Below are 24,965 nucleotides of genomic sequence, written 5' to 3'. Positions count from 1 at the left end.
CTATGCAGTTACCATTCGGCTACAGGTTAGTTTTCATCTGACAGCTCAACTCTCACTTTATTAAATATGGCGATATTATCGATAAAAATCTGCGCTAATTCAGGGTCAAAGTGATGCCCAGCACCGCGTTTGATCTCGTCAATAACGTCTTCAATAGGCCAAGCGGGTTTATAACATCGAGCGTGGGATAAGGCATCAAATACATCAGCAATCGCAACGATACGAGCAAAGATATGAATATCTTCACCTTTAAGGCCACTTGGATAACCTGTACCATCGAACTTTTCATGATGCTGAAGCGAAATAATGGCGGCCGCATTCAATATCGGGCGTTCTGAATTGCCCAAGATCTGATGACCAACAGCAGGATGCTGACGCATGATGGTCCACTCCTCGTCGGTGAGCTTTCCAGGCTTTAATAAGATGGAATCAGGGGTCGCAATTTTGCCGATGTCGTGCATAGGGGAGGCGTGCTTAATCAACACGGCTTGCTGTTCGTCGAGGCCTGCAAGTAGTGCTAATCGATAGCTATATTCGGCCATTCTTTTGACATGGTTCGCAGCTTCTTTAGAGCGACTTTCAACGACATCGCCTAAACGAAAAATAAGTTCAGACTGGGTATCTTCAAGCTCTTTGTTAAGGAGCAAGTTCTCAAAAGCGACGCCAACATTGACAGCGAAGATGTCAATGAGTCTTTTATCAAGATCGCTAATGGTATGGATGTTGTCCATATATAGCAGATTGATCCAACCACTTTTAGCAGGGAAATAACCAACAAAGAGATCATTTTCGTACAAGCATTGTTTTTCTTTGAGTGCTCTTTTTAATAACTGCTCTATTGGCTCGGGTATGGATTTACCTTGATGACTAGCAAACTGACCAGTTCCTGCAAGAATATGGAGCTTATCGGTATTTACCACCTCACTCATCGCATCGATGCCGTTGCAGCTTATGAGCATAGTTTCGCTATTGAGATTGAGGAGATTAGCGACTTGGGTCAAGAGGCCGTCGGCAAAATGTTGCAGGGTTCGAAGTTCGAACAGACCTGAGGTCGCTTCGACTACACGCTCCAAACCTATTCGATACCGTAATTGAGCTAGTCTAGCTTGCTCTATTTCCATAATATCGCGATAACTTCTAAGGGCCGAATAAACGCTGGTGATCAGCTTTCTTGAGTCTAGTTCTGCCTTAGCTTTATAGTCATTAATGTCATAATTTACAATGACGTCTTCTTCAGGTGCCTGACCTGGTTGACCCGTTCTCAGTATTAGTCTTATCGACTTGTTTTTATTCTCTTCTCGGATCCAGCGTACCAGTTCTAAACCGGCATGATCACTTTCCATCACAACATCAACAAACGCCATTGCAACATCATCTTGAGTCTCAAGTATGCTTTTAGCTTCTTCACCACTGTAGGCATTAATAAATTCGATAGGGCGGTTGTCGAGACGAAAGCGGGATAAGGCAAGTTTAGTCACGGTATGAACATCGGGTTCATCATCTACAATCAAAATACGCCAAGCTGGACCAGTACACTCTTCTGGCGCTTTTTTTCTGCCCGAAAACAGAGGGCTTTTTTTGGCCATATCGATCAGCATTCAACATCCCCGCAGTTAAAAAATAATCTACTAACTGTTATTGTAGAACAACATCAGATTTTGGTAGCCGTTTGTCAATGAAATAAAAGATTATTTTACGATCATGTATGAAGCGTTTTAATGCAATTTCCTTTTAAGTTCATTCCTTAAAGGGGATGACCTTGTAACATGTAAAACAATAATATGCTTGCGTGGAAGTGCAGCTCCGCAAGGGTTGGTTGAGACAAATAAAAAGAGTATGGAGTGGGTGAGTTTGGGAGAAGGCTTTTCACAATAACAGCATATTAATCAGCAGCTAACGTAAGATTAAATTAGAAATGTGATAGACTCCATGTAATATATTTTAACCAAGCCATTATTATCTATGAAAAATGATCAGATATGTTATCCCTTAGACGAGTTTCCTGTTTTACCACTTTTTGAAGCTAAAGAGTTTATCGAACGGGGGAACCCGATCATTAATCAGCATATTACAGCGATTAGCATTGATAAGATAAGAGATGCCGGTATCGTTTATGAATTGGCTTGCGACTTACTATTTTCTCAGCGAGAGAATGAGAACAGCTACAAAAGCTATCGGAGCGAACTAAGTTGTTTTTTACATTGGTGTTTCGATGTAGTGCAGCTGTCACCTGGTGAAGTCAGTCGGCGGGATATGGATAAGTTCGTAGCATATTGTCAAAATCCGCCCAACGAACTTATCGGCTATTTCAATGTTGCACAGTTCAAGGTCGATAAAGCCAGCGATCAACGAGTCCCTAATCCTCAATGGCGGCCATTTGTTGGTAAGAAACTCGATGGAGAAGAGCAACAATATAGCTTAAGCGACAACGCTCTGAAAACGAAAATGGCCATATTATCATCATTTTACGGTTTTTTAATGGCTGAAGACTTCTGTGAACACAACCCAGCTCAAGCTTGGATGAACCATTCGCGTTTTGCACAAAGGCGTAAGTATAAAGCTAATGAGGATGATCTAAATACATTGGCATTTACTGAGCTGCAGTGGTCCTATCTTATCTCCGGAGTCGAGGAGTTAGCCAAGAAAATACCAGAACTCCATCAACGCAGTCTGTTTCTGATAAAGCTAATTTACTCCTGTTACTTGAGAGTATCCGATGTCAGCGCCCGTATCGGTTATAGCCCTATAATGAGTCAGTTTGTGCAAGATAAGCAAACCGGAATTTGGAGATTTAATATTCCTAAAAGTAAAGGCGGAAAATCACGCAGCATTCCGATATCTAACGCATTACTTGATGCATTAATCGACTACAGGCGCTTTCTTGGTTTAAGTGATTTACCAAAATCAGACGAACAAACTCCACTATTTGTAAGGCATAAAGCTGCAGGAAGAGGTCGAGATGCCGGGTTTGTAAATGCCAATCTCGGTATAAGACAGGTGAGGGACGAAGTGCAAAAGATCATTGAGCATGGCGCTAACTTCGCTGAAAATGCAGGCATGTTCGAAGACGCAGAGTCGATGAGAAAGCTAACGGCTCATAACATTCGCCATACCGGCATTACACACGACATTAATATATACAGGCGCCCACTTTCACACGTTCAGGCCGATGCTGGGCATGAAAGTATCGATACTACATCTCAATATTTGCACACAACACAAACCGAACGTCATCAGAGTACAGTCCATAAGCCAATCGATTCGTTAGCAGGTATCGAGTAATCCAGTTAAAGGTGATCACTATTTAGTTGATAAAAAAATCCTGTATGTCTTTTACAAAAATACGGAATTAAACCAAGTGGTGAGCGCCTAATTATTGAATCAGGCTTTAACGAGTTGATTCAGTTAGAAGAGAGATCTAGTTTTTTAGCGGCATGACAAAATGGAGACATTGGGAGCGAAACAGATAATTTAACGATGAGGCGCGAATTAACAACCCGGTCATCAAAAATTAAAACAGATCTTGAGATAAAAACACGAGCAGACCAGAGAAGCATTTCCAGTTCAGATGAAACTACAAGTCGAGAACCCAGCTGCTATGTATCCAGTCGGCGAATACCAAATCGATGCCTCAAGCTTCATTGTTAATAACTTTGGTGGGCTCGAGCTTAAACGCTTTGGACTAACCATTAGCAAACTCTCAAAGCAGACAAGCAGCGACGCGTTAAAAGTGGCTAATTAAGGAGAAATCATCATGGACGAACAACTAAACCAAGCTATTGAACTCGCCAAAGATATTGGCCACATCAATGATGTTTTTACTCAAAGGCATCGATGTTGAAGATGTTCAACATCGATTAACTGCTCATGCTTGCGTGTTACTGGGTCGACTCGATGACACGCTAATGAGATCAAGGAGGCATCATGCAAGTTATCCAATATTAAAGGTGGCTACAGCATGGTCGAACGGACTGATAAGCCAGAGCTGCAATGCAACAACTGTAATAAGCCGTGGTGGTATGATGATTTTGACTCAATCTTTATTCAGTGTCCGCATTGCCAAGGCGAACTGCGTAGAGTCACAGCAGAAGAACCATTTAGACATCGTTAAGGCATAGCAAGGAATGCCGACGAGCGAAGCCTGAGCGCAGGAGAAATGACGCGCTAATGCCGATAAGTGACATTATCGGCACCTCTTTATCCTCACACACGTAACTGCGCACAATGTATTAATGTTATGTTGAATACTTGCCTTGAACTAAAATGCGGAGCAGTGAGAGGGATGCGTAGTAGATATTTATACATAACATGCATTGTGCGAATTGCATCATTATTGCTTTCCAGGATGAAGTTATTGCTATCAAAATTTGAAACCGGTAACGATTTTTTGCTATCAATATTTGTTCCTGGAAACTCTTTATTGCAATCAAAAATTCGAACCGGTAACACTTTTTTGCTATCAATAGGGTATTTTATGTTTAGATATCTTGTCTATTGTGAAAAATAAATTATCAATATCGCTTCTTAGTTCGTTTAGCTCTTTTCTGTCAGTAATGTGTCGCTTTGCGTTTTCTATCAAATAAAGAATAGTTTTAGATTTTGTTGCTTCTCCAGTTAGTTTCATTGCTTCTTGCAGCTGCTGTTCTTGTTTTTCGTTGAGTCTTATTGTAATTGCCATTAGATATTTCCTCCCTCTGTTAGAATGTCTCTCATGAAATCGTTGAATTGCTGAATATCTAATATCGGGGTAGGTGAGAAGATGAATTCACAGCTATTATCATTTGGGCTAGTTATAACTTCATCAGAACCCTTTACTACTGACCAATTCCTATCATTAGTTTGCGCTGTATACATTACACTTCCGTTTTCTAGCATTTGAATTTCTATTGAACATGTTTTCATTTTGCTGTTCCTCTGCTATCAATTAAGTTTCTCTCTACCCCTTAATGATAGCAAAACTACGTAATAAAGCAAGCAAATGATATCAAAATAATCAATTGTTTTTCTAAAATGCTATCTTTTTTATTTGGGATTATTAAGGCGCAGCCTTGATGGAAGCGTAGCGTAAAGCAGTTATGTAGCAGCTTGCTGCGCTAATCCTTCGCCCTGACAGACGCTTTTTTTGATTGGTTATGTTTTGAAATGAATGTTGACGGCCGAAGGCAATATCAGGGTTTGAATTATGATGGTCGGGTCATTAAAGAGACCACATACTTTAACAGTGGTCTCTACTGCCAAATTGACAGTTTACTTTTCTTTGTGTTTCAGGTCTTTTACAGCATCTTTCAGATAGTTATCAATGAGATAATGGACAATAACCGATGGTTTTATTGGTTTTCTTGTTGCTATGGTTATATCGACAGCGGCGTCTTGTAATGCGTCCTTTCTATCGCCGTTTATTGCTACCGTCGTGTCGTTTCTTTTTACCATTAATTAACTCGTCTTATGTTTCTCTGGGTCGTGTAACTATACATCATTAAATATATTTATTTCATACGTGTTTACATGTAATAAATATTGTGTCTATAATCCACCATCATTATTTAATTTATGTGTACATGTGATGATTGACTTGCTACGGATTGCAATTCCATTTGATGAGGTTTTTGTTGTTGGAGATACGGCATCTGACCGCATTTCTGGCCTTATCGACCTCAAAGAATGCAATCTCCGCGGTGCAAAATTAGAGTCTGGCAATGTGACTTTTAATGACGGTCAATATGATTTCGAGTCACTACGCCACCCATACGAATCGCTCCCTTCAAGCTGGTCAACGCTTTCATTTAAGATTCATGCGGGTGGTTCTACCTACTGGCCGTTTATTGAGATAAAAGCCAGCCCTGCAAAGTTACTCCAAGGTCATAATGTTTACGGTTCTGACGATGTTCGTTTATGCGTTGAATCGTTGGTGACCACATTCAATATGGGTATGCCTAGGTTGGCTGAAATGCTTGATTTTAGAAGTGCCGAGATTAAGCAAATAGATTGCACTTTCACGGCCCATTTAGATAGTGAAGCTGACGCAAGAAACATCATTACTGTGTTAAGAAATTTATCATCAGGCCAAACTCGCTCTAGTAAGTCAGCACATGAAACAACTGCCTATTGGGGTGTAAAAAGCTCTAATGACGGCCAAAAATCATCTAGACGTAAACAGTTAAAAGCATATTTAAAGCATTTTGAGTTACAGCATCAAATTAAAGAAACCGAGCATAAATTAAAGATCACAAAAAAGGACGTATATAAACGACAGCTTGAAGCAATGACAGCGCCAGAGGTATTAGCTTTTGCGCAAAACTCGCTACGTTTTGAGGCTTCTATTTTGCCTAAGACGTTTAAGCGTTTGGGGTTTCCTACTCATGTGGGTGACTTCGTTCGTCATTGTGAAAACCTGTCAAGGCGCTGTTGTCCGATTCAATATCTATGGGATTACGCTTGGAAAGACATATTTAAAACTTTCGAGGGCAAACAAGTGAACATATATAACGATGACGATGTCAGAGCGGCTTTGCGTGCCGAATATTTTACAGTGACTAAAACGGGTAAAACGACTTATTCAAAGGCAGATAGATTATTTCGCTTTGTTCGTAGCCTTAAGCACGAAGGGTGGGACGAAGTCAAGGCCACTATGCCTGAGCGTACTTTTTATAGAACAATATCTGAGGTTTCCTCTGTTATTCCTAAGTCCTATCTTCAAAATTTACAAGCATCTGCGTCCTCTAATGTGGTTCCGTTAGTTCGGTTTGTAAATGTCGATTTTTCAAAGCAACATCCAGCAAATTGGCATGAGCCAAAACCATTACATCAGCAACTAAGACAAACTATGCGATTAGCAAGTTAAGGAAAAAATATGTCAGTAAAAATTGAGATTGATAGCCAAGACTGTGTTGTTCAACAACGTTCTTTTAAGGGTCAAGATGGCAAGCCTGACCGCACTATCTATTGGCAACGTGGCTATATGTATAACGGTGGTCGTTATCCTGTTGAGGTTCAAATTCCGCTAGAGGAGGGTGTACCACCTAATCCCGCAGGTGAATATGAAATTCATCCTTCTAGTTTTCAGGTTTCGCGTTTTGGCAAGATTGAGGTTAACCCTTTCAATGTTTTGCTTACTCCGCTGAAAGCTGGCATTAAGGCGGCTTAATATGGCTCACGTGGCGTTCTTATCTGTTTGGACTTGCCCTTGTTGCGGCAATCTCTACGACGGTCAAGAACAGCAACCTGCTGGTTTTGCTCAGCCGTGCAATATTCCTCTTTGTTCTTCTTGTTATTTTGGTGATTTGCTTTTGAGTTATGAGGTTTTTCAATGGCTCAATGCGTAGCATTCACTGCTGAAGGTTATTTAATGCAATCTGCTCAATCTGTTGATGATTGTACGGGTTACATCTTGGTTTCACCGACTGAATACAATTTAGCTGTTCAGTCGATTGAAATTAATCCAGCCGATATGCTCGAGGTTTTTGGCATTGTTTTTGGCTGGGTTGTTTTCCTTGGTTATCTTTCTTATCAAGTCAAGATAGCTAAGGGTGTTATTAAACGCGCATAAGCGCATTAAATTAATATTTGGAGATTTAAAATGGCTGATATTTTTGCTGCTGTAGATTTGGCTTCTGTTGCTACTTTTATCGGTGCAACAGGTGTGTTGATTGTTGGTATTGCTCTTGCGCTTAAGGGTATTACCATTGCTAAACGCGCTGTCAATAAAGCTTAACAAGGCGGATATGTGGCTAGTTTAATACTAGCCCTTATCTTTACGATTATCGCATTGATAGGGGCGATTTGCGGCTACGTAGTTAGCCAAAATTTATTTGGAGGCTGATAAATGTCAAAGCTAATAACAGGGTCGTTAATGCTTGCATTGTCGGCCTTTTCTTTTTTTTGTAATGCTGAATTTAGCGAAAATATGCCTGATTGGGTTGAACCTGAATCTGATAATAGTGAAACCTATTCTTGTCGCTCTAATTACATTTCTTATGACCCTTCTTATGTTCAAGATTCTAGAATGTCGCTTTCTGATTGCATTCAAACTTTGCGCTCAATTGGCCCACAAGGTTCTGAGACTACGCGTATTACTGAGTGTAATAATGTTGATATTTCGCGTGAAATTCATTTGATTTGTGGAACTGAGGTTCGACAAGTGCCTAGTTATCCTTGGGTTACGGGCGGTAATGTAAATTACGGAAAAGCTCACTCTAAAATTGAATCTGATTCTAAAATATGTCCGCCTAATGATTTTCCAGATTATAAAAAGGGGCCTATGCCTGAACCCGGCAATGAATCGCATGAGGTTTGTTTTCCCAATTTCCCTCTTTGTCCACTTGGTTATTTTAAATATTCTGTTGAACCATACGGCTGCGTCCCTATCCAGTGTCCAAGCAAGGGTGAAGTAAGTTCTAGCATACAAACTTTTGGAAAGGTTCCTGTTGCTGGTTCTGGTACGTATTGCGATGGCCAATGCTCTTACTCCATCAACAATGGTGCTAGCTATAAGGGCGCTCAGTGGACAACGGGTGTTTCTAACGGTGCGGTTTGCGGTAATGGTAAAATCGAATCGAATGCTAGCTTTACACCCGAAGACAAAGAGGGTGACTGTACAACTCACGAATTATCTAACGGTCTTACTTATCAAGACTGCTCCAATGTTACAGTTCCCGATGAAGGTGATGGTAATAATAATGGTGGTGGTATTGACGATGGTATAGATACAACTGAAAACGAGGTTGAAGAGACTTCTACTGACTCACCTTATGACGGTGTTGATTGTTCTACAGTTGGCGATAAAACAACGTGTATTGGTAAAAATATTGTTGACGCGATTTCAGACCAAAGTAATAAGTTGAAAAAAGATGCTGCTGAGCGTCACAACAAGCTGATTAAACAACAAAAGGAGATAACTGAATATGTTGAGCGTCAGATTGCAGAGCGTGAGGCTGCTCGTAGCAATGATGCTAGGCAAGTTGTCGATGGTCTTGAGGGGGTGAGGCAGGCTATTGTTTCTGGTGGTTCTGGTGCTGGCGGTGGCGGCAGTTCAAATGATGGTGTTATTTCTGCTATTGACGGCCTTGGTGAGTCTTTAGGTGAAACTGGTGTTGAAACTGATTCAGAGCCTAGTCAGGGTATTCAGTCTTTTTATGAACCCGAGTATCCTAATGGTTTTTCTGATGTTTGGAGTAAAAATTCATCTGCATTAAAAAGCAGTGCTCCTTTTGAGTTTGTTAAACAGTTTGAAAATATTGCAGTTAGCGGTTCCGCGCCTCCAATGGAATTTTGTTTTAATTTAGGTTCTTTAATGAATTATGGCTGTAATACGCTTGAGCTTGACGCTAGAGTTCTTGGTTTTCTTTTTGCTATTAATATGATTTGCACGGCTTTTGCTGTGCGTAAAATTATATTTGGAGGTTAATTATGTTGGATTGGTTTGCAAATAAATGGAATCAGTTTGTCGATTATCTTTATCAAATATTCATTAGCTTTGTTGAGTTTTTAAAAGACTTTTTGTGGTGGACTCTTGATATGTTATTCGGTGCTGTAATATTTGTTTTAGATGGTTTAGCTAGTTTATTTCAAGGTTTGAACCCGTTGCAGTATATTTCAGCAATACCTCCTGAAACTCAGTATTTTATGGGTGTTTGTGGTATTAGCGCTTCTATGTCGTCAATAGTTACTGCTCTTATAATACGCATGATGCTTCAGTTAATTCCTTTTGTGAGGTTGGGCTCGTGATTAATGGTATCTTTGGTCGCCCTAGAGCTGGTAAAAGCTATGAAAGCGTTGTTTATCATATAATTCCTGCTGCTAAGGATGGTCGTAAAGTTGTAACTAATATTCCTGTTAATAAAGAAAAGATTGCTCAATTTTATAGCCAAGATGTAGCTGATAATATTACTGTTGTTGAGGCGAATTTTAACCAGTACGGCATGGTTAGGCCATTTTCTGTTCCTTCTGATTTTACTCGGTATGATTGGAAGGCTGAAAATGGTCAAGGTGTTTTATTCGTTGTTGATGAGGCTCATTTATCGATTGGTCGTGATGCCAAAAAAGAAGTTTTAGAATATTTGTCGATGCATGGTCATTATGGTCATGACATTATTATTCTTTGTCAGAGTCCTGCCAAGTTGCATAAAGATTTAAAAGATATGGTTGAAGTTTGTTTTCGCTGTATTAAAAAGTCTGTTTTTGGCGATGATACTCATTATATTAAAAAGACTTATCATGGTATTTCAGGTCGTAACTCTGATTATATTCATGAGGAAGAAAGGGAATATCAAAAGCAATATTTTCAGTTTTACCAAAGCCATACTCAATCAAGTAAGCCTGTTGATGAAGCTAAAACAAAAGACATTAAAGCTAATTTTATTCCTCATCGAAAACTATCTATAGCTCTGATTGTTATTGGTGTTGTTTTTACGCTTTATACAGGTAAAAAGATTTTAATTCCTGACTCATTAGGTCTTGACTCTTCAAAGTCAGTTTCTGTACCTGTTGAGGTTAAACCTTCAGTTTCAAGTTCCTCTGTTGTTTCGAATGCTAATGCTTCACCAGTTCTACCAAGTTCTAAAAAGTCTTCGGAATCAAAAAAACATCCTTTTTATAAGGTATCTCTTCATATTGATAGTGTTGCTGAATTCACTCTTAAGCGTTATTTGGTTAAAGAGGTGTATTTTGTTGCCGCACAGAACGGTCAGCCTATGTTTACAATCTCAACTAAAGATTTGCGTCTTGCTGGTTATGACGTTCAAGTGTTTGGTGATTGCGCTGTGCTTGTTACTTATGAGGATTATGAGGATTGGATAACATGCGACTCACCTAGGGTTGCATTAGCTGCTAATTTACCTGATTCGACACCAGAGCAAACTGATTAGGAAGGGGCCCACGTCAGTGGGAAGGTTTCTTAATCAGTTTGAGTTGGTTTGTTTATTTTAAAAATGCGCACAATGTATTAATGTTATGTTGAATACTTGCCTTGAACTAAAATGCGGAGCAGTGAGAGGGATGCGTAGTAGATATTTATACATAACATGCATTGTGCGAATTGCATCATTATTGCTTTCCAGGATGAAGTTATTGCTATCAAAATTTGAAACCGGTAACGATTTTTTGCTATCAATATTTGTTCCTGGAAACTCTTTATTGCAATCAAAAATTCGAACCGGTAACACTTTTTTGCTATCAATAGGGTATTTTATGTTTAGATATCTTGTCTATTGTGAAAAATAAATTATCAATATCGCTTCTTAGTTCGTTTAGCTCTTTTCTGTCAGTAATGTGTCGCTTTGCGTTTTCTATCAAATAAAGAATAGTTTTAGATTTTGTTGCTTCTCCAGTTAGTTTCATTGCTTCTTGCAGCTGCTGTTCTTGTTTTTCGTTGAGTCTTATTGTAATTGCCATTAGATATTTCCTCCCTCTGTTAGAATGTCTCTCATGAAATCGTTGAATTGCTGAATATCTAATATCGGGGTAGGTGAGAAGATGAATTCACAGCTATTATCATTTGGGCTAGTTATAACTTCATCAGAACCCTTTACTACTGACCAATTCCTATCATTAGTTTGCGCTGTATACATTACACTTCCGTTTTCTAGCATTTGAATTTCTATTGAACATGTTTTCATTTTGCTGTTCCTCTGCTATCAATTAAGTTTCTCTCTACCCCTTAATGATAGCAAAACTACGTAATAAAGCAAGCAAATGATATCAAAATAATCAATTGTTTTTCTAAAATGCTATCTTTTTTATTTGGGATTATTAAGGCGCAGCCTTGATGGAAGCGTAGCGTAAAGCAGTTATGTAGCAGCTTGCTGCGCTAATCCTTCGCCCTGACAGACGCTTTTTTTGATTGGTTATGTTTTGAAATGAATGTTGACGGCCGAAGGCAATATCAGGGTTTGAATTATGATGGTCGGGTCATTAAAGAGACCACATACTTTAACAGTGGTCTCTACTGCCAAATTGACAGTTTACTTTTCTTTGTGTTTCAGGTCTTTTACAGCATCTTTCAGATAGTTATCAATGAGATAATGGACAATAACCGATGGTTTTATTGGTTTTCTTGTTGCTATGGTTATATCGACAGCGGCGTCTTGTAATGCGTCCTTTCTATCGCCGTTTATTGCTACCGTCGTGTCGTTTCTTTTTACCATTAATTAACTCGTCTTATGTTTCTCTGGGTCGTGTAACTATACATCATTAAATATATTTATTTCATACGTGTTTACATGTAATAAATATTGTGTCTATAATCCACCATCATTATTTAATTTATGTGTACATGTGATGATTGACTTGCTACGGATTGCAATTCCATTTGATGAGGTTTTTGTTGTTGGAGATACGGCATCTGACCGCATTTCTGGCCTTATCGACCTCAAAGAATGCAATCTCCGCGGTGCAAAATTAGAGTCTGGCAATGTGACTTTTAATGACGGTCAATATGATTTCGAGTCACTACGCCACCCATACGAATCGCTCCCTTCAAGCTGGTCAACGCTTTCATTTAAGATTCATGCGGGTGGTTCTACCTACTGGCCGTTTATTGAGATAAAAGCCAGCCCTGCAAAGTTACTCCAAGGTCATAATGTTTACGGTTCTGACGATGTTCGTTTATGCGTTGAATCGTTGGTGACCACATTCAATATGGGTATGCCTAGGTTGGCTGAAATGCTTGATTTTAGAAGTGCCGAGATTAAGCAAATAGATTGCACTTTCACGGCCCATTTAGATAGTGAAGCTGACGCAAGAAACATCATTACTGTGTTAAGAAATTTATCATCAGGCCAAACTCGCTCTAGTAAGTCAGCACATGAAACAACTGCCTATTGGGGTGTAAAAAGCTCTAATGACGGCCAAAAATCATCTAGACGTAAACAGTTAAAAGCATATTTAAAGCATTTTGAGTTACAGCATCAAATTAAAGAAACCGAGCATAAATTAAAGATCACAAAAAAGGACGTATATAAACGACAGCTTGAAGCAATGACAGCGCCAGAGGTATTAGCTTTTGCGCAAAACTCGCTACGTTTTGAGGCTTCTATTTTGCCTAAGACGTTTAAGCGTTTGGGGTTTCCTACTCATGTGGGTGACTTCGTTCGTCATTGTGAAAACCTGTCAAGGCGCTGTTGTCCGATTCAATATCTATGGGATTACGCTTGGAAAGACATATTTAAAACTTTCGAGGGCAAACAAGTGAACATATATAACGATGACGATGTCAGAGCGGCTTTGCGTGCCGAATATTTTACAGTGACTAAAACGGGTAAAACGACTTATTCAAAGGCAGATAGATTATTTCGCTTTGTTCGTAGCCTTAAGCACGAAGGGTGGGACGAAGTCAAGGCCACTATGCCTGAGCGTACTTTTTATAGAACAATATCTGAGGTTTCCTCTGTTATTCCTAAGTCCTATCTTCAAAATTTACAAGCATCTGCGTCCTCTAATGTGGTTCCGTTAGTTCGGTTTGTAAATGTCGATTTTTCAAAGCAACATCCAGCAAATTGGCATGAGCCAAAACCATTACATCAGCAACTAAGACAAACTATGCGATTAGCAAGTTAAGGAAAAAATATGTCAGTAAAAATTGAGATTGATAGCCAAGACTGTGTTGTTCAACAACGTTCTTTTAAGGGTCAAGATGGCAAGCCTGACCGCACTATCTATTGGCAACGTGGCTATATGTATAACGGTGGTCGTTATCCTGTTGAGGTTCAAATTCCGCTAGAGGAGGGTGTACCACCTAATCCCGCAGGTGAATATGAAATTCATCCTTCTAGTTTTCAGGTTTCGCGTTTTGGCAAGATTGAGGTTAACCCTTTCAATGTTTTGCTTACTCCGCTGAAAGCTGGCATTAAGGCGGCTTAATATGGCTCACGTGGCGTTCTTATCTGTTTGGACTTGCCCTTGTTGCGGCAATCTCTACGACGGTCAAGAACAGCAACCTGCTGGTTTTGCTCAGCCGTGCAATATTCCTCTTTGTTCTTCTTGTTATTTTGGTGATTTGCTTTTGAGTTATGAGGTTTTTCAATGGCTCAATGCGTAGCATTCACTGCTGAAGGTTATTTAATGCAATCTGCTCAATCTGTTGATGATTGTACGGGTTACATCTTGGTTTCACCGACTGAATACAATTTAGCTGTTCAGTCGATTGAAATTAATCCAGCCGATATGCTCGAGGTTTTTGGCATTGTTTTTGGCTGGGTTGTTTTCCTTGGTTATCTTTCTTATCAAGTCAAGATAGCTAAGGGTGTTATTAAACGCGCATAAGCGCATTAAATTAATATTTGGAGATTTAAAATGGCTGATATTTTTGCTGCTGTAGATTTGGCTTCTGTTGCTACTTTTATCGGTGCAACAGGTGTGTTGATTGTTGGTATTGCTCTTGCGCTTAAGGGTATTACCATTGCTAAACGCGCTGTCAATAAAGCTTAACAAGGCGGATATGTGGCTAGTTTAATACTAGCCCTTATCTTTACGATTATCGCATTGATAGGGGCGATTTGCGGCTACGTAGTTAGCCAAAATTTATTTGGAGGCTGATAAATGTCAAAGCTAATAACAGGGTCGTTAATGCTTGCATTGTCGGCCTTTTCTTTTTTTTGTAATGCTGAATTTAGCGAAAATATGCCTGATTGGGTTGAACCTGAATCTGATAATAGTGAAACCTATTCTTGTCGCTCTAATTACATTTCTTATGACCCTTCTTATGTTCAAGATTCTAGAATGTCGCTTTCTGATTGCATTCAAACTTTGCGCTCAATTGGCCCACAAGGTTCTGAGACTACGCGTATTACTGAGTGTAATAATGTTGATATTTCGCGTGAAATTCATTTGATTTGTGGAACTGAGGTTCGACAAGTGCCTAGTTATCCTTGGGTTACGGGCGGTAATGTAAATTACGGAAAAGCTCACTCTAAAATTGAATCTGATTCTAAAATATGTCCGCCTAATGATTTTCCAGATTATAAAAAGGGGCCTATGCCTGAACCCGGCAATGAATCGCATGAGGTTTGTTTTCCCAATTTCCCTCTTTGTCCACTTGGTTATTTTAAATATTCTGTTGAACCATACGGCTGCGTCCCTATCCAGTGTCCAAGCAAGGGTGAAGTAAGTTCTAGCATACAAACTTTTGGAAAGGTTCCTGTTGCTGGTTCTGGTACGTATTGCGATGGCCAATGCTCTTACTCCATCAACAATGGTGCTAGCTATAAGGGCGCTCAGTGGACAACGGGTGTTTCTAACGGTGCGGTTTGCGGTAATGGTAAAATCGAATCGAATGCTAGCTTTACACCCGAAGACAAAGAGGGTGACTGTACAACTCACGAATTATCTAACGGTCTTACTTATCAAGACTGCTCCAATGTTACAGTTCCCGATGAAGGTGATGGTAATAATAATGGTGGTGGTATTGACGATGGTATAGATACAACTGAAAACGAGGTTGAAGAGACTTCTACTGACTCACCTTATGACGGTGTTGATTGTTCTACAGTTGGCGATAAAACAACGTGTATTGGTAAAAATATTGTTGACGCGATTTCAGACCAAAGTAATAAGTTGAAAAAAGATGCTGCTGAGCGTCACAACAAGCTGATTAAACAACAAAAGGAGATAACTGAATATGTTGAGCGTCAGATTGCAGAGCGTGAGGCTGCTCGTAGCAATGATGCTAGGCAAGTTGTCGATGGTCTTGAGGGGGTGAGGCAGGCTATTGTTTCTGGTGGTTCTGGTGCTGGCGGTGGCGGCAGTTCAAATGATGGTGTTATTTCTGCTATTGACGGCCTTGGTGAGTCTTTAGGTGAAACTGGTGTTGAAACTGATTCAGAGCCTAGTCAGGGTATTCAGTCTTTTTATGAACCCGAGTATCCTAATGGTTTTTCTGATGTTTGGAGTAAAAATTCATCTGCATTAAAAAGCAGTGCTCCTTTTGAGTTTGTTAAACAGTTTGAAAATATTGCAGTTAGCGGTTCCGCGCCTCCAATGGAATTTTGTTTTAATTTAGGTTCTTTAATGAATTATGGCTGTAATACGCTTGAGCTTGACGCTAGAGTTCTTGGTTTTCTTTTTGCTATTAATATGATTTGCACGGCTTTTGCTGTGCGTAAAATTATATTTGGAGGTTAATTATGTTGGATTGGTTTGCAAATAAATGGAATCAGTTTGTCGATTATCTTTATCAAATATTCATTAGCTTTGTTGAGTTTTTAAAAGACTTTTTGTGGTGGACTCTTGATATGTTATTCGGTGCTGTAATATTTGTTTTAGATGGTTTAGCTAGTTTATTTCAAGGTTTGAACCCGTTGCAGTATATTTCAGCAATACCTCCTGAAACTCAGTATTTTATGGGTGTTTGTGGTATTAGCGCTTCTATGTCGTCAATAGTTACTGCTCTTATAATACGCATGATGCTTCAGTTAATTCCTTTTGTGAGGTTGGGCTCGTGATTAATGGTATCTTTGGTCGCCCTAGAGCTGGTAAAAGCTATGAAAGCGTTGTTTATCATATAATTCCTGCTGCTAAGGATGGTCGTAAAGTTGTAACTAATATTCCTGTTAATAAAGAAAAGATTGCTCAATTTTATAGCCAAGATGTAGCTGATAATATTACTGTTGTTGAGGCGAATTTTAACCAGTACGGCATGGTTAGGCCATTTTCTGTTCCTTCTGATTTTACTCGGTATGATTGGAAGGCTGAAAATGGTCAAGGTGTTTTATTCGTTGTTGATGAGGCTCATTTATCGATTGGTCGTGATGCCAAAAAAGAAGTTTTAGAATATTTGTCGATGCATGGTCATTATGGTCATGACATTATTATTCTTTGTCAGAGTCCTGCCAAGTTGCATAAAGATTTAAAAGATATGGTTGAAGTTTGTTTTCGCTGTATTAAAAAGTCTGTTTTTGGCGATGATACTCATTATATTAAAAAGACTTATCATGGTATTTCAGGTCGTAACTCTGATTATATTCATGAGGAAGAAAGGGAATATCAAAAGCAATATTTTCAGTTTTACCAAAGCCATACTCAATCAAGTAAGCCTGTTGATGAAGCTAAAACAAAAGACATTAAAGCTAATTTTATTCCTCATCGAAAACTATCTATAGCTCTGATTGTTATTGGTGTTGTTTTTACGCTTTATACAGGTAAAAAGATTTTAATTCCTGACTCATTAGGTCTTGACTCTTCAAAGTCAGTTTCTGTACCTGTTGAGGTTAAACCTTCAGTTTCAAGTTCCTCTGTTGTTTCGAATGCTAATGCTTCACCAGTTCTACCAAGTTCTAAAAAGTCTTCGGAATCAAAAAAACATCCTTTTTATAAGGTATCTCTTCATATTGATAGTGTTGCTGAATTCACTCTTAAGCGTTATTTGGTTAAAGAGGTGTATTTTGTTGCCGCACAGAACGGTCAGCCTATGTTTACAATCTCAACTAAAGATTTGCGTCTTGCTGGTTATGACGTTCAAGTGTTTGGTGATTGCGCTGTGCTTGTTACTTATGAGGATTATGAGGATTGGATAACATGCGACTCACCTAGGGTTGCATTAGCTGCTAATTTACCTGATTCGACACCAGAGCAAACTGATTAGGAAGGGGCCCACGTCAGTGGGAAGGTTTCTTAATCAGTTTGAGTTGGTTTGTTTATTTTAAAAATGCGCACAATGTATTAATGTTATGTTGAATACTTGCCTTGAACTAAAATGCGGAGCAGTGAGAGGGATGCGTAGTAGATATTTATACATAACATGCATTGTGCGAATTGCATCATTATTGCTTTCCAGGATGAAGTTATTGCTATCAAAATTTGAAACCGGTAACGATTTTTTGCTATCAATATTTGTTCCTGGAAACTCTTTATTGCAATCAAAAATTCGAACCGGTAACACTTTTTTGCTATCAATAGGGTATTTTATGTTTAGATATCTTGTCTATTGTGAAAAATAAATTATCAATATCGCTTCTTAGTTCGTTTAGCTCTTTTCTGTCAGTAATGTGTCGCTTTGCGTTTTCTATCAAATAAAGAATAGTTTTAGATTTTGTTGCTTCTCCAGTTAGTTTCATTGCTTCTTGCAGCTGCTGTTCTTGTTTTTCGTTGAGTCTTATTGTAATTGCCATTAGATATTTCCTCCCTCTGTTAGAATGTCTCTCATGAAATCGTTGAATTGCTGAATATCTAATATCGGGGTAGGTGAGAAGATGAATTCACAGCTATTATCATTTGGGCTAGTTATAACTTCATCAGAACCCTTTACTACTGACCAATTCCTATCATTAGTTTGCGCTGTATACATTACACTTCCGTTTTCTAGCATTTGAATTTCTATTGAACATGTTTTCATTTTGCTGTTCCTCTGCTATCAATTAAGTTTCTCTCTACCCCTTAATGATAGCAAAACTACGTAATAAAGCAAGCAAATGATATCAAAATAATCAATTGTTTTTCTAAAATGCTATCTTTTTTATTTGGGATTATTAAGGCGCAGCCTTGATGGAAGCGTAGCGTAAAGCAGTTATGTAGCAGCTTGCTGCGCTAATCCTTCGCCCTGACAGACGCTTTTTTTGATTGGTTATGTTTTGAAATGAATGTTGACGGCCGAAGGCAATATCAGGGTTTGAATTATGATGGTCGGGTCATTAAAGAGACCACATACTTTAACAGTGGTCTCTACTGCCAAATTGACAGTTTACTTTTCTTTGTGTTTCAGGTCTTTTACAGCATCTTTCAGATAGTTATCAATGAGATAATGGACAATAACCGATGGTTTTATTGGTTTTCTTGTTGCTATGGTTATATCGACAGCGGCGTCTTGTAATGCGTCCTTTCTATCGCCGTTTATTGCTACCGTCGTGTCGTTTCTTTTTACCATTAATTAACTCGTCTTATGTTTCTCTGGGTCGTGTAACTATACATCATTAAATATATTTATTTCATACGTGTTTACATGTAATAAATATTGTGTCTATAATCCACCATCATTATTTAATTTATGTGTACATGTGATGATTGACTTGCTACGGATTGCAATTCCATTTGATGAGGTTTTTGTTGTTGGAGATACGGCATCTGACCGCATTTCTGGCCTTATCGACCTCAAAGAATGCAATCTCCGCGGTGCAAAATTAGAGTCTGGCAATGTGACTTTTAATGACGGTCAATATGATTTCGAGTCACTACGCCACCCATACGAATCGCTCCCTTCAAGCTGGTCAACGCTTTCATTTAAGATTCATGCGGGTGGTTCTACCTACTGGCCGTTTATTGAGATAAAAGCCAGCCCTGCAAAGTTACTCCAAGGTCATAATGTTTACGGTTCTGACGATGTTCGTTTATGCGTTGAATCGTTGGTGACCACATTCAATATGGGTATGCCTAGGTTGGCTGAAATGCTTGATTTTAGAAGTGCCGAGATTAAGCAAATAGATTGCACTTTCACGGCCCATTTAGATAGTGAAGCTGACGCAAGAAACATCATTACTGTGTTAAGAAATTTATCATCAGGCCAAACTCGCTCTAGTAAGTCAGCACATGAAACAACTGCCTATTGGGGTGTAAAAAGCTCTAATGACGGCCAAAAATCATCTAGACGTAAACAGTTAAAAGCATATTTAAAGCATTTTGAGTTACAGCATCAAATTAAAGAAACCGAGCATAAATTAAAGATCACAAAAAAGGACGTATATAAACGACAGCTTGAAGCAATGACAGCGCCAGAGGTATTAGCTTTTGCGCAAAACTCGCTACGTTTTGAGGCTTCTATTTTGCCTAAGACGTTTAAGCGTTTGGGGTTTCCTACTCATGTGGGTGACTTCGTTCGTCATTGTGAAAACCTGTCAAGGCGCTGTTGTCCGATTCAATATCTATGGGATTACGCTTGGAAAGACATATTTAAAACTTTCGAGGGCAAACAAGTGAACATATATAACGATGACGATGTCAGAGCGGCTTTGCGTGCCGAATATTTTACAGTGACTAAAACGGGTAAAACGACTTATTCAAAGGCAGATAGATTATTTCGCTTTGTTCGTAGCCTTAAGCACGAAGGGTGGGACGAAGTCAAGGCCACTATGCCTGAGCGTACTTTTTATAGAACAATATCTGAGGTTTCCTCTGTTATTCCTAAGTCCTATCTTCAAAATTTACAAGCATCTGCGTCCTCTAATGTGGTTCCGTTAGTTCGGTTTGTAAATGTCGATTTTTCAAAGCAACATCCAGCAAATTGGCATGAGCCAAAACCATTACATCAGCAACTAAGACAAACTATGCGATTAGCAAGTTAAGGAAAAAATATGTCAGTAAAAATTGAGATTGATAGCCAAGACTGTGTTGTTCAACAACGTTCTTTTAAGGGTCAAGATGGCAAGCCTGACCGCACTATCTATTGGCAACGTGGCTATATGTATAACGGTGGTCGTTATCCTGTTGAGGTTCAAATTCCGCTAGAGGAGGGTGTACCACCTAATCCCGCAGGTGAATATGAAATTCATCCTTCTAGTTTTCAGGTTTCGCGTTTTGGCAAGATTGAGGTTAACCCTTTCAATGTTTTGCTTACTCCGCTGAAAGCTGGCATTAAGGCGGCTTAATATGGCTCACGTGGCGTTCTTATCTGTTTGGACTTGCCCTTGTTGCGGCAATCTCTACGACGGTCAAGAACAGCAACCTGCTGGTTTTGCTCAGCCGTGCAATATTCCTCTTTGTTCTTCTTGTTATTTTGGTGATTTGCTTTTGAGTTATGAGGTTTTTCAATGGCTCAATGCGTAGCATTCACTGCTGAAGGTTATTTAATGCAATCTGCTCAATCTGTTGATGATTGTACGGGTTACATCTTGGTTTCACCGACTGAATACAATTTAGCTGTTCAGTCGATTGAAATTAATCCAGCCGATATGCTCGAGGTTTTTGGCATTGTTTTTGGCTGGGTTGTTTTCCTTGGTTATCTTTCTTATCAAGTCAAGATAGCTAAGGGTGTTATTAAACGCGCATAAGCGCATTAAATTAATATTTGGAGATTTAAAATGGCTGATATTTTTGCTGCTGTAGATTTGGCTTCTGTTGCTACTTTTATCGGTGCAACAGGTGTGTTGATTGTTGGTATTGCTCTTGCGCTTAAGGGTATTACCATTGCTAAACGCGCTGTCAATAAAGCTTAACAAGGCGGATATGTGGCTAGTTTAATACTAGCCCTTATCTTTACGATTATCGCATTGATAGGGGCGATTTGCGGCTACGTAGTTAGCCAAAATTTATTTGGAGGCTGATAAATGTCAAAGCTAATAACAGGGTCGTTAATGCTTGCATTGTCGGCCTTTTCTTTTTTTTGTAATGCTGAATTTAGCGAAAATATGCCTGATTGGGTTGAACCTGAATCTGATAATAGTGAAACCTATTCTTGTCGCTCTAATTACATTTCTTATGACCCTTCTTATGTTCAAGATTCTAGAATGTCGCTTTCTGATTGCATTCAAACTTTGCGCTCAATTGGCCCACAAGGTTCTGAGACTACGCGTATTACTGAGTGTAATAATGTTGATATTTCGCGTGAAATTCATTTGATTTGTGGAACTGAGGTTCGACAAGTGCCTAGTTATCCTTGGGTTACGGGCGGTAATGTAAATTACGGAAAAGCTCACTCTAAAATTGAATCTGATTCTAAAATATGTCCGCCTAATGATTTTCCAGATTATAAAAAGGGGCCTATGCCTGAACCCGGCAATGAATCGCATGAGGTTTGTTTTCCCAATTTCCCTCTTTGTCCACTTGGTTATTTTAAATATTCTGTTGAACCATACGGCTGCGTCCCTATCCAGTGTCCAAGCAAGGGTGAAGTAAGTTCTAGCATACAAACTTTTGGAAAGGTTCCTGTTGCTGGTTCTGGTACGTATTGCGATGGCCAATGCTCTTACTCCATCAACAATGGTGCTAGCTATAAGGGCGCTCAGTGGACAACGGGTGTTTCTAACGGTGCGGTTTGCGGTAATGGTAAAATCGAATCGAATGCTAGCTTTACACCCGAAGACAAAGAGGGTGACTGTACAACTCACGAATTATCTAACGGTCTTACTTATCAAGACTGCTCCAATGTTACAGTTCCCGATGAAGGTGATGGTAATAATAATGGTGGTGGTATTGACGATGGTATAGATACAACTGAAAACGAGGTTGAAGAGACTTCTACTGACTCACCTTATGACGGTGTTGATTGTTCTACAGTTGGCGATAAAACAACGTGTATTGGTAAAAATATTGTTGACGCGATTTCAGACCAAAGTAATAAGTTGAAAAAAGATGCTGCTGAGCGTCACAACAAGCTGATTAAACAACAAAAGGAGATAACTGAATATGTTGAGCGTCAGATTGCAGAGCGTGAGGCTGCTCGTAGCAATGATGCTAGGCAAGTTGTCGATGGTCTTGAGGGGGTGAGGCAGGCTATTGTTTCTGGTGGTTCTGGTGCTGGCGGTGGCGGCAGTTCAAATGATGGTGTTATTTCTGCTATTGACGGCCTTGGTGAGTCTTTAGGTGAAACTGGTGTTGAAACTGATTCAGAGCCTAGTCAGGGTATTCAGTCTTTTTATGAACCCGAGTATCCTAATGGTTTTTCTGATGTTTGGAGTAAAAATTCATCTGCATTAAAAAGCAGTGCTCCTTTTGAGTTTGTTAAACAGTTTGAAAATATTGCAGTTAGCGGTTCCGCGCCTCCAATGGAATTTTGTTTTAATTTAGGTTCTTTAATGAATTATGGCTGTAATACGCTTGAGCTTGACGCTAGAGTTCTTGGTTTTCTTTTTGCTATTAATATGATTTGCACGGCTTTTGCTGTGCGTAAAATTATATTTGGAGGTTAATTATGTTGGATTGGTTTGCAAATAAATGGAATCAGTTTGTCGATTATCTTTATCAAATATTCATTAGCTTTGTTGAGTTTTTAAAAGACTTTTTGTGGTGGACTCTTGATATGTTATTCGGTGCTGTAATATTTGTTTTAGATGGTTTAGCTAGTTTATTTCAAGGTTTGAACCCGTTGCAGTATATTTCAGCAATACCTCCTGAAACTCAGTATTTTATGGGTGTTTGTGGTATTAGCGCTTCTATGTCGTCAATAGTTACTGCTCTTATAATACGCATGATGCTTCAGTTAATTCCTTTTGTGAGGTTGGGCTCGTGATTAATGGTATCTTTGGTCGCCCTAGAGCTGGTAAAAGCTATGAAAGCGTTGTTTATCATATAATTCCTGCTGCTAAGGATGGTCGTAAAGTTGTAACTAATATTCCTGTTAATAAAGAAAAGATTGCTCAATTTTATAGCCAAGATGTAGCTGATAATATTACTGTTGTTGAGGCGAATTTTAACCAGTACGGCATGGTTAGGCCATTTTCTGTTCCTTCTGATTTTACTCGGTATGATTGGAAGGCTGAAAATGGTCAAGGTGTTTTATTCGTTGTTGATGAGGCTCATTTATCGATTGGTCGTGATGCCAAAAAAGAAGTTTTAGAATATTTGTCGATGCATGGTCATTATGGTCATGACATTATTATTCTTTGTCAGAGTCCTGCCAAGTTGCATAAAGATTTAAAAGATATGGTTGAAGTTTGTTTTCGCTGTATTAAAAAGTCTGTTTTTGGCGATGATACTCATTATATTAAAAAGACTTATCATGGTATTTCAGGTCGTAACTCTGATTATATTCATGAGGAAGAAAGGGAATATCAAAAGCAATATTTTCAGTTTTACCAAAGCCATACTCAATCAAGTAAGCCTGTTGATGAAGCTAAAACAAAAGACATTAAAGCTAATTTTATTCCTCATCGAAAACTATCTATAGCTCTGATTGTTATTGGTGTTGTTTTTACGCTTTATACAGGTAAAAAGATTTTAATTCCTGACTCATTAGGTCTTGACTCTTCAAAGTCAGTTTCTGTACCTGTTGAGGTTAAACCTTCAGTTTCAAGTTCCTCTGTTGTTTCGAATGCTAATGCTTCACCAGTTCTACCAAGTTCTAAAAAGTCTTCGGAATCAAAAAAACATCCTTTTTATAAGGTATCTCTTCATATTGATAGTGTTGCTGAATTCACTCTTAAGCGTTATTTGGTTAAAGAGGTGTATTTTGTTGCCGCACAGAACGGTCAGCCTATGTTTACAATCTCAACTAAAGATTTGCGTCTTGCTGGTTATGACGTTCAAGTGTTTGGTGATTGCGCTGTGCTTGTTACTTATGAGGATTATGAGGATTGGATAACATGCGACTCACCTAGGGTTGCATTAGCTGCTAATTTACCTGATTCGACACCAGAGCAAACTGATTAGGAAGGGGCCCACGTCAGTGGGAAGGTTTCTTAATCAGTTTGAGTTGGTTTGTTTATTTTAAAAATGCGCACAATGTATATTATGTTAAATTGGGTGTGTGACTTAAGTAATTGTGCGGGAAATTTGTAAAGTTTCACTTAATTTCAGATTCTGAATCAAGACGCAATTCAAGCATTGACAGTCAATAGCCTCTCGACCTTAGTTCAGATTGTTCAAATGATGAAAGGCAATTGAATTGATTAAAGATTAGGCGTCGCTACGTGCACGAAATCATTGATACCACACTATTGCCCAGTAGAATGTGCGCTGCGTTATGACAACCTCTTTGTAAAATGTGTCAATTTCAATTTGGATAGAATTGTTGATAGTGATAAAAATGTATCGGGAATGTACTTTTCTGCTCTAGGTTTCTATATCAACGGCCTGATTATCTATGAATATGTGATTATTCCAGGATGGAAGGTATGGTAAGCCCCTAGAACAGTGAAGCTGGCCGTAACTATTAGGTCCTATGGGTTAAATGAAGTTATTCGTCCTGTCGCAAAGAATAGATGCTAGTACACTTTGGTATTAGTGAGTTAAGTCCCCTAACCCATTTTTGGACAAAAGTGGGTTTACCTTCGAATGAAGGTGTTGGCATTTTTGGCTGATAACATTTGGCTGAATTGGTTTTTGGTATGGCT

30 protein-coding genes and 1 pseudogene are annotated in these 24,965 nt (G+C 39.0%); 24 read left to right on the top strand and 7 right to left on the bottom strand.

Annotated elements, in window-relative coordinates:
* Positions 1-26: 26 nt before the first annotated feature.
* Positions 27-1,598, bottom strand: a complete 1,572-nt coding sequence (locus K0I73_RS09465; RefSeq protein WP_220064186.1) for a DUF3369 domain-containing protein — start codon at positions 1,596-1,598, stop codon at positions 27-29.
* Positions 1,599-1,962: 364 nt separating this feature from the next.
* Here K0I73_RS09465 and K0I73_RS09460 point away from each other — a divergent pair, with 364 nt between their 5' ends.
* The 3 genes and pseudogenes from K0I73_RS09460 (at position 1,963) to K0I73_RS09450 (ending at position 4,118) form a co-directional block, all read left to right on the top strand.
* Positions 1,963-3,282, top strand: coding sequence for a tyrosine-type recombinase/integrase (locus tag K0I73_RS09460; protein WP_220064185.1), 1,320 nt, complete (start codon positions 1,963-1,965; stop codon positions 3,280-3,282).
* Positions 3,283-3,562: 280 nt separating this feature from the next.
* Positions 3,563-3,742: pseudogene (locus K0I73_RS09455) on the top strand (single-stranded DNA-binding protein); the annotation flags it as partial.
* Between the two features lie 67 nt (positions 3,743-3,809).
* Positions 3,810-4,118, top strand: coding sequence for a hypothetical protein (locus K0I73_RS09450; protein WP_220064183.1), 309 nt, complete (start codon positions 3,810-3,812; stop codon positions 4,116-4,118).
* Between the two features lie 341 nt (positions 4,119-4,459).
* Here K0I73_RS09450 and K0I73_RS09445 read toward each other — a convergent pair whose 3' ends face one another.
* Positions 4,460-4,678, bottom strand: a complete 219-nt coding sequence (locus tag K0I73_RS09445) for a hypothetical protein (RefSeq protein WP_220064182.1) — start codon at positions 4,676-4,678, stop codon at positions 4,460-4,462.
* Positions 4,679-5,247: 569 nt separating this feature from the next.
* Positions 5,248-5,430, bottom strand: coding sequence for a hypothetical protein (locus tag K0I73_RS09440; RefSeq protein WP_220064181.1), 183 nt, complete (start codon positions 5,428-5,430; stop codon positions 5,248-5,250).
* Positions 5,431-5,563: 133 nt separating this feature from the next.
* Between K0I73_RS09440 and K0I73_RS09435 the strand changes: the two genes are divergently transcribed.
* The 7 genes from K0I73_RS09435 to K0I73_RS09410 all read left to right on the top strand — a co-directional run bounded on the left by K0I73_RS09435 (position 5,564) and on the right by K0I73_RS09410 (position 10,862).
* On the top strand, positions 5,564-6,841 hold the full coding sequence (locus tag K0I73_RS09435) for a phage/plasmid replication protein, II/X family (protein ID WP_220064180.1): 1,278 nt from the start codon (positions 5,564-5,566) through the stop codon (positions 6,839-6,841).
* Between the two features lie 9 nt (positions 6,842-6,850).
* The gene (locus K0I73_RS09430; protein ID WP_220064179.1) at positions 6,851-7,144 is read left to right on the top strand and encodes a single-stranded DNA-binding protein; all 294 of its coding nucleotides are present in this window, start codon (positions 6,851-6,853) and stop codon (positions 7,142-7,144) included.
* 162 nt (positions 7,145-7,306) lie between these two features.
* A complete protein-coding gene (locus tag K0I73_RS09425; RefSeq protein ID WP_220064178.1) occupies positions 7,307-7,546 on the top strand; it encodes a hypothetical protein in 240 nt (79 codons plus the stop codon).
* A 30-nt stretch (positions 7,547-7,576) separates the two neighbouring features.
* Positions 7,577-7,711, top strand: a complete 135-nt coding sequence (locus K0I73_RS19140; protein ID WP_258405329.1) for a hypothetical protein — start codon at positions 7,577-7,579, stop codon at positions 7,709-7,711.
* A gap of 111 nt (positions 7,712-7,822) precedes the next feature.
* Positions 7,823-9,403 (top strand): hypothetical protein, encoded by a 1,581-nt coding sequence (locus tag K0I73_RS09420; protein WP_220064177.1) that lies wholly within the window; start codon positions 7,823-7,825, stop codon positions 9,401-9,403.
* Positions 9,404-9,405: 2 nt separating this feature from the next.
* The gene (locus K0I73_RS09415; protein WP_220064176.1) at positions 9,406-9,723 is read left to right on the top strand and encodes a hypothetical protein; all 318 of its coding nucleotides are present in this window, start codon (positions 9,406-9,408) and stop codon (positions 9,721-9,723) included.
* The gene (locus tag K0I73_RS09410; protein ID WP_220064175.1) at positions 9,720-10,862 is read left to right on the top strand and encodes a zonular occludens toxin domain-containing protein; all 1,143 of its coding nucleotides are present in this window, start codon (positions 9,720-9,722) and stop codon (positions 10,860-10,862) included. The genes K0I73_RS09415 and K0I73_RS09410 overlap by 4 nt, the downstream gene beginning before the upstream one ends.
* Before the next feature lie 307 nt (positions 10,863-11,169).
* Here K0I73_RS09410 and K0I73_RS09405 read toward each other — a convergent pair whose 3' ends face one another.
* Positions 11,170-11,388 carry a hypothetical protein gene (locus tag K0I73_RS09405; protein WP_220064182.1) on the bottom strand — a complete coding sequence of 73 codons (219 nt, stop codon included), beginning with the start codon at positions 11,386-11,388 and terminating at the stop codon, positions 11,170-11,172.
* Between the two features lie 569 nt (positions 11,389-11,957).
* Positions 11,958-12,140, bottom strand: coding sequence for a hypothetical protein (locus tag K0I73_RS09400; protein ID WP_220064181.1), 183 nt, complete (start codon positions 12,138-12,140; stop codon positions 11,958-11,960).
* A gap of 133 nt (positions 12,141-12,273) precedes the next feature.
* On the opposite strand from K0I73_RS09400, the gene K0I73_RS09395 reads away from it, so the two are divergent.
* From K0I73_RS09395 to K0I73_RS09370, 7 genes are all read left to right on the top strand, one after another.
* Complete coding sequence (locus K0I73_RS09395; RefSeq protein ID WP_220064180.1) at positions 12,274-13,551, top strand: phage/plasmid replication protein, II/X family; 1,278 nt, start codon at positions 12,274-12,276, stop codon at positions 13,549-13,551.
* A 9-nt stretch (positions 13,552-13,560) separates the two neighbouring features.
* Positions 13,561-13,854 (top strand): single-stranded DNA-binding protein, encoded by a 294-nt coding sequence (locus K0I73_RS09390; RefSeq protein ID WP_220064179.1) that lies wholly within the window; start codon positions 13,561-13,563, stop codon positions 13,852-13,854.
* A gap of 162 nt (positions 13,855-14,016) precedes the next feature.
* Positions 14,017-14,256, top strand: coding sequence for a hypothetical protein (locus K0I73_RS09385; protein ID WP_220064178.1), 240 nt, complete (start codon positions 14,017-14,019; stop codon positions 14,254-14,256).
* A 30-nt stretch (positions 14,257-14,286) separates the two neighbouring features.
* Positions 14,287-14,421, top strand: coding sequence for a hypothetical protein (locus tag K0I73_RS19135; protein WP_258405329.1), 135 nt, complete (start codon positions 14,287-14,289; stop codon positions 14,419-14,421).
* A 111-nt stretch (positions 14,422-14,532) separates the two neighbouring features.
* A complete protein-coding gene (locus K0I73_RS09380) occupies positions 14,533-16,113 on the top strand; it encodes a hypothetical protein (protein WP_220064177.1) in 1,581 nt (526 codons plus the stop codon).
* Between the two features lie 2 nt (positions 16,114-16,115).
* Positions 16,116-16,433 (top strand): hypothetical protein, encoded by a 318-nt coding sequence (locus K0I73_RS09375; protein ID WP_220064176.1) that lies wholly within the window; start codon positions 16,116-16,118, stop codon positions 16,431-16,433.
* Positions 16,430-17,572, top strand: coding sequence for a zonular occludens toxin domain-containing protein (locus tag K0I73_RS09370; RefSeq protein WP_220064175.1), 1,143 nt, complete (start codon positions 16,430-16,432; stop codon positions 17,570-17,572). Before K0I73_RS09375 ends, K0I73_RS09370 begins: the two co-directional genes overlap by 4 nt.
* 307 nt (positions 17,573-17,879) lie before the next feature.
* On the opposite strand, the gene K0I73_RS09365 is transcribed toward K0I73_RS09370, so the two are convergent.
* The gene (locus K0I73_RS09365) at positions 17,880-18,098 is read right to left on the bottom strand and encodes a hypothetical protein (RefSeq protein ID WP_220064182.1); all 219 of its coding nucleotides are present in this window, start codon (positions 18,096-18,098) and stop codon (positions 17,880-17,882) included.
* Positions 18,099-18,667: 569 nt separating this feature from the next.
* Positions 18,668-18,850 (bottom strand): hypothetical protein, encoded by a 183-nt coding sequence (locus K0I73_RS09360; RefSeq protein ID WP_220064181.1) that lies wholly within the window; start codon positions 18,848-18,850, stop codon positions 18,668-18,670.
* Between the two features lie 133 nt (positions 18,851-18,983).
* On the opposite strand from K0I73_RS09360, the gene K0I73_RS09355 reads away from it, so the two are divergent.
* From K0I73_RS09355 to K0I73_RS09330, 7 genes are all read left to right on the top strand, one after another.
* Complete coding sequence (locus tag K0I73_RS09355) at positions 18,984-20,261, top strand: phage/plasmid replication protein, II/X family (RefSeq protein WP_220064180.1); 1,278 nt, start codon at positions 18,984-18,986, stop codon at positions 20,259-20,261.
* 9 nt (positions 20,262-20,270) lie between these two features.
* On the top strand, positions 20,271-20,564 hold the full coding sequence (locus K0I73_RS09350; RefSeq protein WP_220064179.1) for a single-stranded DNA-binding protein: 294 nt from the start codon (positions 20,271-20,273) through the stop codon (positions 20,562-20,564).
* A gap of 162 nt (positions 20,565-20,726) precedes the next feature.
* Positions 20,727-20,966 carry a hypothetical protein gene (locus K0I73_RS09345; RefSeq protein WP_220064178.1) on the top strand — a complete coding sequence of 80 codons (240 nt, stop codon included), beginning with the start codon at positions 20,727-20,729 and terminating at the stop codon, positions 20,964-20,966.
* Positions 20,967-20,996: 30 nt separating this feature from the next.
* Positions 20,997-21,131 (top strand): hypothetical protein, encoded by a 135-nt coding sequence (locus tag K0I73_RS19130; RefSeq protein WP_258405329.1) that lies wholly within the window; start codon positions 20,997-20,999, stop codon positions 21,129-21,131.
* A gap of 111 nt (positions 21,132-21,242) precedes the next feature.
* On the top strand, positions 21,243-22,823 hold the full coding sequence (locus K0I73_RS09340) for a hypothetical protein (RefSeq protein WP_220064177.1): 1,581 nt from the start codon (positions 21,243-21,245) through the stop codon (positions 22,821-22,823).
* 2 nt (positions 22,824-22,825) lie between these two features.
* Positions 22,826-23,143: a hypothetical protein gene (locus K0I73_RS09335; protein WP_220064176.1), complete on the top strand. Its 318-nt coding sequence runs from the start codon at positions 22,826-22,828 to the stop codon at positions 23,141-23,143.
* Positions 23,140-24,282 carry a zonular occludens toxin domain-containing protein gene (locus K0I73_RS09330; protein ID WP_220064175.1) on the top strand — a complete coding sequence of 381 codons (1,143 nt, stop codon included), beginning with the start codon at positions 23,140-23,142 and terminating at the stop codon, positions 24,280-24,282. The genes K0I73_RS09335 and K0I73_RS09330 overlap by 4 nt, the downstream gene beginning before the upstream one ends.
* Positions 24,283-24,965 lie beyond the last annotated feature (683 nt).

It is taken from the genome of Shewanella mesophila, from assembly GCF_019457515.1.
In the GTDB taxonomy this organism is placed as follows: domain Bacteria; phylum Pseudomonadota; class Gammaproteobacteria; order Enterobacterales; family Shewanellaceae; genus Shewanella; species Shewanella mesophila.
Note: the sequence above shows the minus strand (reverse complement) of the source record. Positions and strands in the feature narration are given on the sequence as shown.

What these genes read in the sequence shown, in the direction of transcription:
- K0I73_RS09465 (WP_220064186.1), bottom strand. Translation starts at nt 1,598, where the DNA reads ATGCTGATCGATATGGCCAAAAAAAGCCCTCTGTTTTCGGGCAGAAAA.
- K0I73_RS09460 (WP_220064185.1), top strand. Translation starts at nt 1,963, where the DNA reads ATGAAAAATGATCAGATATGTTATCCCTTAGACGAGTTTCCTGTTTTA.
- K0I73_RS09450 (WP_220064183.1), top strand. Translation starts at nt 3,810, where the DNA reads ATGATGTTTTTACTCAAAGGCATCGATGTTGAAGATGTTCAACATCGA.
- K0I73_RS09445 (WP_220064182.1), bottom strand. Translation starts at nt 4,678, where the DNA reads ATGGCAATTACAATAAGACTCAACGAAAAACAAGAACAGCAGCTGCAA.
- K0I73_RS09440 (WP_220064181.1), bottom strand. Translation starts at nt 5,430, where the DNA reads ATGGTAAAAAGAAACGACACGACGGTAGCAATAAACGGCGATAGAAAG.
- K0I73_RS09435 (WP_220064180.1), top strand. Translation starts at nt 5,564, where the DNA reads ATGATTGACTTGCTACGGATTGCAATTCCATTTGATGAGGTTTTTGTT.
- K0I73_RS09430 (WP_220064179.1), top strand. Translation starts at nt 6,851, where the DNA reads ATGTCAGTAAAAATTGAGATTGATAGCCAAGACTGTGTTGTTCAACAA.
- K0I73_RS09425 (WP_220064178.1), top strand. Translation starts at nt 7,307, where the DNA reads ATGGCTCAATGCGTAGCATTCACTGCTGAAGGTTATTTAATGCAATCT.
- K0I73_RS19140 (WP_258405329.1), top strand. Translation starts at nt 7,577, where the DNA reads ATGGCTGATATTTTTGCTGCTGTAGATTTGGCTTCTGTTGCTACTTTT.
- K0I73_RS09420 (WP_220064177.1), top strand. Translation starts at nt 7,823, where the DNA reads ATGTCAAAGCTAATAACAGGGTCGTTAATGCTTGCATTGTCGGCCTTT.
- K0I73_RS09415 (WP_220064176.1), top strand. Translation starts at nt 9,406, where the DNA reads ATGTTGGATTGGTTTGCAAATAAATGGAATCAGTTTGTCGATTATCTT.
- K0I73_RS09405 (WP_220064182.1), bottom strand. Translation starts at nt 11,388, where the DNA reads ATGGCAATTACAATAAGACTCAACGAAAAACAAGAACAGCAGCTGCAA.
- K0I73_RS09400 (WP_220064181.1), bottom strand. Translation starts at nt 12,140, where the DNA reads ATGGTAAAAAGAAACGACACGACGGTAGCAATAAACGGCGATAGAAAG.
- K0I73_RS09395 (WP_220064180.1), top strand. Translation starts at nt 12,274, where the DNA reads ATGATTGACTTGCTACGGATTGCAATTCCATTTGATGAGGTTTTTGTT.
- K0I73_RS09390 (WP_220064179.1), top strand. Translation starts at nt 13,561, where the DNA reads ATGTCAGTAAAAATTGAGATTGATAGCCAAGACTGTGTTGTTCAACAA.
- K0I73_RS09385 (WP_220064178.1), top strand. Translation starts at nt 14,017, where the DNA reads ATGGCTCAATGCGTAGCATTCACTGCTGAAGGTTATTTAATGCAATCT.
- K0I73_RS19135 (WP_258405329.1), top strand. Translation starts at nt 14,287, where the DNA reads ATGGCTGATATTTTTGCTGCTGTAGATTTGGCTTCTGTTGCTACTTTT.
- K0I73_RS09380 (WP_220064177.1), top strand. Translation starts at nt 14,533, where the DNA reads ATGTCAAAGCTAATAACAGGGTCGTTAATGCTTGCATTGTCGGCCTTT.
- K0I73_RS09375 (WP_220064176.1), top strand. Translation starts at nt 16,116, where the DNA reads ATGTTGGATTGGTTTGCAAATAAATGGAATCAGTTTGTCGATTATCTT.
- K0I73_RS09365 (WP_220064182.1), bottom strand. Translation starts at nt 18,098, where the DNA reads ATGGCAATTACAATAAGACTCAACGAAAAACAAGAACAGCAGCTGCAA.
- K0I73_RS09360 (WP_220064181.1), bottom strand. Translation starts at nt 18,850, where the DNA reads ATGGTAAAAAGAAACGACACGACGGTAGCAATAAACGGCGATAGAAAG.
- K0I73_RS09355 (WP_220064180.1), top strand. Translation starts at nt 18,984, where the DNA reads ATGATTGACTTGCTACGGATTGCAATTCCATTTGATGAGGTTTTTGTT.
- K0I73_RS09350 (WP_220064179.1), top strand. Translation starts at nt 20,271, where the DNA reads ATGTCAGTAAAAATTGAGATTGATAGCCAAGACTGTGTTGTTCAACAA.
- K0I73_RS09345 (WP_220064178.1), top strand. Translation starts at nt 20,727, where the DNA reads ATGGCTCAATGCGTAGCATTCACTGCTGAAGGTTATTTAATGCAATCT.
- K0I73_RS19130 (WP_258405329.1), top strand. Translation starts at nt 20,997, where the DNA reads ATGGCTGATATTTTTGCTGCTGTAGATTTGGCTTCTGTTGCTACTTTT.
- K0I73_RS09340 (WP_220064177.1), top strand. Translation starts at nt 21,243, where the DNA reads ATGTCAAAGCTAATAACAGGGTCGTTAATGCTTGCATTGTCGGCCTTT.
- K0I73_RS09335 (WP_220064176.1), top strand. Translation starts at nt 22,826, where the DNA reads ATGTTGGATTGGTTTGCAAATAAATGGAATCAGTTTGTCGATTATCTT.